Annotated in this window: 6 protein-coding genes and 1 pseudogene; 3 read left to right on the top strand and 4 right to left on the bottom strand. The window is 70.7% G+C overall.

The annotated features are described in order from the left end of the window. From ACYVE7_RS29015 to ACYVE7_RS29025, 3 genes are all read right to left on the bottom strand, one after another. On the bottom strand, nt 1-826 hold an 826-nt coding region (locus ACYVE7_RS29015), incomplete at its 3' end, for a glycosyltransferase (protein ID WP_460369059.1). 100 nt (nt 827-926) lie between these two features. Then, nucleotides 927-1,808 (bottom strand): ribonuclease Z, encoded by an 882-nt coding sequence (locus tag ACYVE7_RS29020; protein WP_460369061.1) that lies wholly within the window; start codon nt 1,806-1,808, stop codon nt 927-929. A 36-nt stretch (nt 1,809-1,844) separates the two neighbouring features. Beyond that, nucleotides 1,845-2,315, bottom strand: coding sequence for a hypothetical protein (locus ACYVE7_RS29025; protein WP_460369063.1), 471 nt, complete (start codon nt 2,313-2,315; stop codon nt 1,845-1,847). Between the two features lie 244 nt (nt 2,316-2,559). Between ACYVE7_RS29025 and ACYVE7_RS29030 the strand changes: the two genes are divergently transcribed. The 3 genes from ACYVE7_RS29030 to ACYVE7_RS29040 all read left to right on the top strand — a co-directional run bounded on the left by ACYVE7_RS29030 (nt 2,560) and on the right by ACYVE7_RS29040 (nt 4,658). Then, nucleotides 2,560-3,717, top strand: coding sequence for a thiolase family protein (locus tag ACYVE7_RS29030; RefSeq protein WP_460369065.1), 1,158 nt, complete (start codon nt 2,560-2,562; stop codon nt 3,715-3,717). A 15-nt stretch (nt 3,718-3,732) separates the two neighbouring features. Then, nucleotides 3,733-4,344 (top strand): MOSC domain-containing protein, encoded by a 612-nt coding sequence (locus tag ACYVE7_RS29035; protein WP_460369067.1) that lies wholly within the window; start codon nt 3,733-3,735, stop codon nt 4,342-4,344. 74 nt (nt 4,345-4,418) lie between these two features. Beyond that, on the top strand, nt 4,419-4,658 hold the full coding sequence (locus ACYVE7_RS29040; RefSeq protein WP_460369069.1) for a hypothetical protein: 240 nt from the start codon (nt 4,419-4,421) through the stop codon (nt 4,656-4,658). Nucleotide 4,659: 1 nt separating this feature from the next. Here ACYVE7_RS29040 and ACYVE7_RS29045 read toward each other — a convergent pair. Then, nucleotides 4,660-4,865: pseudogene (locus ACYVE7_RS29045) on the bottom strand (hypothetical protein); the annotation flags it as partial.

Genomic DNA, 4,865 nt, shown 5'->3' on the forward strand with positions numbered 1-4,865 from the left:
CGCCCGCCGCCCGCGCCGCCGCGACGACGGCCGCCGCCGTGGCCTGCGGATCCTTCAACGGCGTGCTCCCGAACCCGATGTAGACGGGCGGCTCACCCGCGTCCAGGAACCGCTGGAGCCGCCGGTTCGGCTCATGGTCGTCGCGGACGGCCAGATTCCAGTAGCCGGTGATGTGCGCGGTGGCGGGCCAGTCGTTGGGGCGGGGCAGCACATGCCGGCTGAACGCGTGCAGCACGGTCGCCTCCTCCCCACCGGGCCGCAGCAGCGGATCCCGCCAGCCCGGCCGACGCGGCAGGTTCAACGTGCCGTGTCGCCACTGGTCGAGGTCACGGGCGAACGGCCCGCGCACCAGCCGCGACGCCACCCGATAGGAGGCGCGCGGGAACGGCACCGGCATCGCCCACACCGGCGAGGAGAAAGCCCTGGTCGGCTGGACGGCCGGTGTCGGCAGCGCCACCACGGAGCGCGCCCCCGCGTATTCGGCGAGATGGTGCCCGAGCGGCAGCAGCGGATGGTGGACGACCACGTCGAACTCGCCGGACGCCGCCGCGTGCGCCGCGTCGAGGGCGTCGGGCGCGATCCGGCCGAGCGCCCGCGCGAACCGCAGCCACTGCCGGACCCCGTGGGAGTCCTCGATGGCGTCGGACACCTTCAGCATGTCGAGGCCGAGCGGCGCGAACGGCACCTCGTGCGCCGCGGCCAGCCCGTGGAACAGATCGGGCGCGGCGAGCAGCACTTCATGCCCGCTTCGCCGGAGCCGGTCCGCCAAGGCCACGAACGGCTGGACGTCCCCTTGTGACCCGACCGTCAGCAACAACGCCTTCATGCGCCCCGAGCCCCCTTTGTCTGTGACCGACCGTAATCACATCGGCACAGTTGATCAACGAGGCGCTGTTAACGAGAACGTCCCTCTATGGGAAAGGCGGTCACCGGCGGCGCGGCACGGGCACCCGGATCAGGTCGGTGGCCAGGACCGTGTCGTCGAAGCCGGCCTGCTCGAGGAAGCGCTGGTCGTCCTCTGCGGTGTAGCGCTCGGAGAAATGGGTGAGGACGAGCCGGCGGACACCGCAGGCGCGGGCGATCTCCCCGGCCTGGCGTGCGGTCAGATGGAACCGGTCGTGGGCTTCGGCGGTCTCGGCGTCGAGGTAGGTGGATTCGATGACGAGGAGGTCGGCGTCCTGGGCGAGGGCGTAGACGTTGTCGCAGAGCCGGGTGTCCATGACGAACGCGAACTTCTGGCCGCGCCGCGCGGTCGTGACCTCCGCCAGCAGCGGCCCGGACAGCTCGCGGATCGCCGGGCCGTGGATGCCGTGCTCCTTCAGCTTCTCCAGCAGGAAGGTCCGGGAGTCGGGCTCTTCCAGCCGGTAGCCGTAGGTGGGCAGCGCATGGTCGAGGGGCCGCGCCGTCAGCGTGAACGGGCTCGTCGTGAGCGTCGGATGCTCGCCTTCGAGAGGATGTTCCCGCAGGTCGGGCCTGCCGTAGTAGGGCGTGGCGTCGCGCAGCCGCTCCCAGTACACCTGCCCGTTCGCCGGGTAGGCGACGCCCACCGGATGCGCCACGCCGTCGCGTCCCAGCCGCTGGACGATGCCGGGCGCGCCGAGGCAGTGGTCGCCGTGCAGATGCGTGATGCACATCCAGTGCAGGTCGTTGGCGGCGAGGCCCGCGTGCGACATCTGCCGCTGCGTCCCCTCACCCGGATCGAACAGCAGCCCCTGCCCGTCCCACCGCAGCACATAGCCGTTGTGGTTTCTGCGCCGCGTGGGAACGGCGCTCGCAGTACCGAGGACGACGAGTTCGCGCTGGGACATGACCGCTATTGTCCCGGACGCGCCCCCGCCGTCGGCCTAGAACAGGCTGGGGGCGAGGACGAGCCTGGGGGAGACGACGGTGCCGTCGGCCAGGGGAACGATCCAGCCGTCGCGGTAGAGGGCCAGCAGGGCGAGGTGCAGGTCGTCGATCTCGGCGAAGGAGTGCACATGGCATTCGTGGACGAAAGACGCTTCGTGCCCGAACGTCTCGATCCCCTGGAAGTCGGCGGAAACCGCCTCGAGGACGGCGAGGTCGGCCGGGATGAAGTCGCCGTACCGTTCCAAGATCGACCAGCAGTACCGTTCGCCGGCCTCGTAGTCGGCCGCCCAGTCCGCCACCCACTGCAGGTCCAGGAACTCCTCCCGGTTCCAGACCAGCCCGGCGGCCGAACGCCAGCCGTGCCCGCCGAGCGGGTCGGCCGCCGCCGCGAGCTGCTCAAGGGTGAGCGAAGGCTCGGCCGGAACGAGCCGGTAGGTGTCCGGATCGTACGCGGCGCCGAGCGGCATCCGCTCATGCGTGCAGCGCCAGCGTGGGCGCAGAGTCTGCCTTCCGGTCCATGACCTGCCCATCGCAACCCCCGATTTCGAAGCCCGTTCAGGACGCGACGATCCTAGACAGGACGAACCGATCACGCCTCCCCTGTCCAGCGCGTCCGACGAAATAAGGAATGTGGTTTACCTCACTCTTATCTTCAGGGCAACAAACAGTACGATCGTTCGTATAAGAACCCCCTGGGTGAGGAGGCCCGCCATGCGGGACGCAGTGATCGTCGAAGCCGTCAGGACCCCGGTCGGCAAGGGGAAGCCGGGCGGCTCGCTGCACGGAATCCACCCCGTCGACCTGCTCGGCCGGACTTATCGGGCGCTGATGGACAGGGCCGGGATCGATCCGGCCCTCGTCGACGACGTCATCTCCGGCACCGTCGACCAGGTCGGCGAGCAGGCCATGAACACGACCAGGTACGCCTGGCTCGGGGCCGGGCTGCCCGAGTCCGTCCCGGCCACCACGATCGACCGGCAGTGCGGCTCGTCCCAGCAGGCCGTGCACTTCGCGGCGCAGGGCGTCCTCTCCGGCGCCTACGACCTGGTCGTGGCGAGCGGGCTGGAGTCGATGAGCCGGGTGCCGATGTGGTCGAACGTCCCGGCGGGCAAGGACCCGTTCGGGCCCGGCGTCGCCGAGCGGTACCCCGAAGGGCTCGTCCCGCAGGGCGTCAGCGCCGAGCTCATCGCCGCCAAATGGGGGCTGACCCGCCGCGAGCAGGACGAGTTCGCGCTCGGCTCGCACGTCAAGGCGGCCGCCGCGTCGTTCGCCAAGGAGATCCTCCCGATCGACGGAGTGCTCGCCGACGAGTCGGTGCGTCCCGGCACCAGCCTGGACGCCCTGGCGGCGCTGCGGCCCGCGTTCGAGGACCCCGGCTACGCCGAACGCTTCCCGCAGATCGACTGGTCGGTGACGGCCGGCAACAGCAGCCCCATCAACGACGGCGCCGCCGCCCTCCTCATCACCACCTCCGAGCACGCCGCCCGGCTCGGCCTCACCCCCAAGGCGCGGCTGCACAGCTTCGCCGTCACCGGCTCCGACCCGCTGCTCATGCTCACCGGCGTCATCCCCGCGACGGAGAAGGTGCTGCGCCGCGCCGATCTCGACCTGGCCGACATCGACCTGTTCGAGGTCAACGAGGCGTTCGCGAGCGTCGTCCTGGCCTGGCTCAGGGAGACGGGTGCCGACCCGGCGAAGGTCAACGTCAAGGGCGGCGCGATCGCCCTCGGCCACCCGCTCGGCGCGAGCGGCGCCCGCATCATGACGACCCTCGTCAACGCGATGGAGGAGCGCGGCGCCCGCTACGCCCTGCAGACCATGTGCGAGGCGGGCGGCCTGGCCAACGCCACGATCCTCGAACGGCTCTGATATTAGGGTGAAGCCATGGGAAGCGTGCTTTCGGTGAACATCGGGACGATCCAGGACGTCGAGTGGGGTCCGTCGGCCATCGACAAGCGGGCCGCCGCCGGCCGGGTCGCGGTCGGTGAGCTGGGGTTCGCCGGTGACGAGCAGGCCGACCTGAACAACCACGGCGGGCCCCACCAGGCCGTCTACGCCTATGCGCGGGAGGACCTCGACTTCTGGGAGCGCGAACTCGGCCGGGAGCTGCCGTCCGGCCGGTTCGGCGAGAACCTGACCCTGCTCGGAACGGACCCGAACGGCGCGTTCCTCGGCGAGCGGTGGCGCGTCGGCGGCGTCCTGCTGGAGGTGCGCGGGCCGCGCGTGCCGTGCGCGAAGTTCAAGGCGTGGCTGGACGAGCGGGGCTGGGTGAAGCGGTTCGCCGACGCGGGACGTCCCGGCGCCTACTTCGGCGTGCTGGAGCCCGGCGAGATCGGCGCGGGCGATCCCGTGACGGTCGAGTTCCGGCCCGAGCGGGGCGTCACCGTCGCCGAGTCGATGCGGGCGTTCCACGGCGACCGCGAGCAGCTCCGCCGGATCGCCGCCCTGGAGTACCGGCCCGGGAAATGGGACCAGATTCTCGCCTACAAGGGATGATCTTGGGGCAGGGCTGACCATGATCTTGCGACGGGTCGGGTTTCCCCGGCCCGTCCGCCGGACACCAACGGACCATGGTCGACGCTGCGAGCAGGTTGCTCAGGGACGTCGCGTGCTGGTACCTCGGCGAGGCCAGCCGCGAGCGGCTCAAGCTCTTCCCTGATCCCGAGGTGATCAGGGACTGGGAGAGCCGCTGCGATTTCGTGCTGCTGGAACGTGATCTCCTCGACATCGCGGACAAGGCCGAGCTCGAACGCATCATGACGCACTACACCGCCGTCCTCACCCAGCTCATCGACGACTACCAGGGCTGAGCTACCCCAGGATCCCGGGGAGCAGGCAGCCGAGCAGCTTGTCGAGGACGCCGAGGCACAGGCCCTTCTTCTCGCCGTCTTCGTCGTCCTTGGCGGGCGGCGTGGGCTTGGCGGGCGGCGTCGGTGCGGGCGTGACGGGGTCCTTGGCGGGGCTGTCCGGCGCGGGCCGCGGTGTGTGGGTCGGCGCGGGTTTCGGCGGCTGGGTCG

Source organism: Actinocorallia lasiicapitis (genome assembly GCF_054778695.1).

Bases quoted from the DNA above. Each gene is read 5' to 3' on its own strand.
- ACYVE7_RS29040 (WP_460369069.1), top strand. From the start codon at position 4,419: ATGGTCGACGCTGCGAGCAGGTTGCTCAGGGACGTCGCGTGCTGGTAC.
- ACYVE7_RS29030 (WP_460369065.1), top strand. From the start codon at position 2,560: ATGCGGGACGCAGTGATCGTCGAAGCCGTCAGGACCCCGGTCGGCAAG.
- ACYVE7_RS29025 (WP_460369063.1), bottom strand. From the start codon at position 2,315: ATGCCGCTCGGCGCCGCGTACGATCCGGACACCTACCGGCTCGTTCCG.
- ACYVE7_RS29020 (WP_460369061.1), bottom strand. From the start codon at position 1,808: ATGTCCCAGCGCGAACTCGTCGTCCTCGGTACTGCGAGCGCCGTTCCC.
- ACYVE7_RS29035 (WP_460369067.1), top strand. From the start codon at position 3,733: ATGGGAAGCGTGCTTTCGGTGAACATCGGGACGATCCAGGACGTCGAG.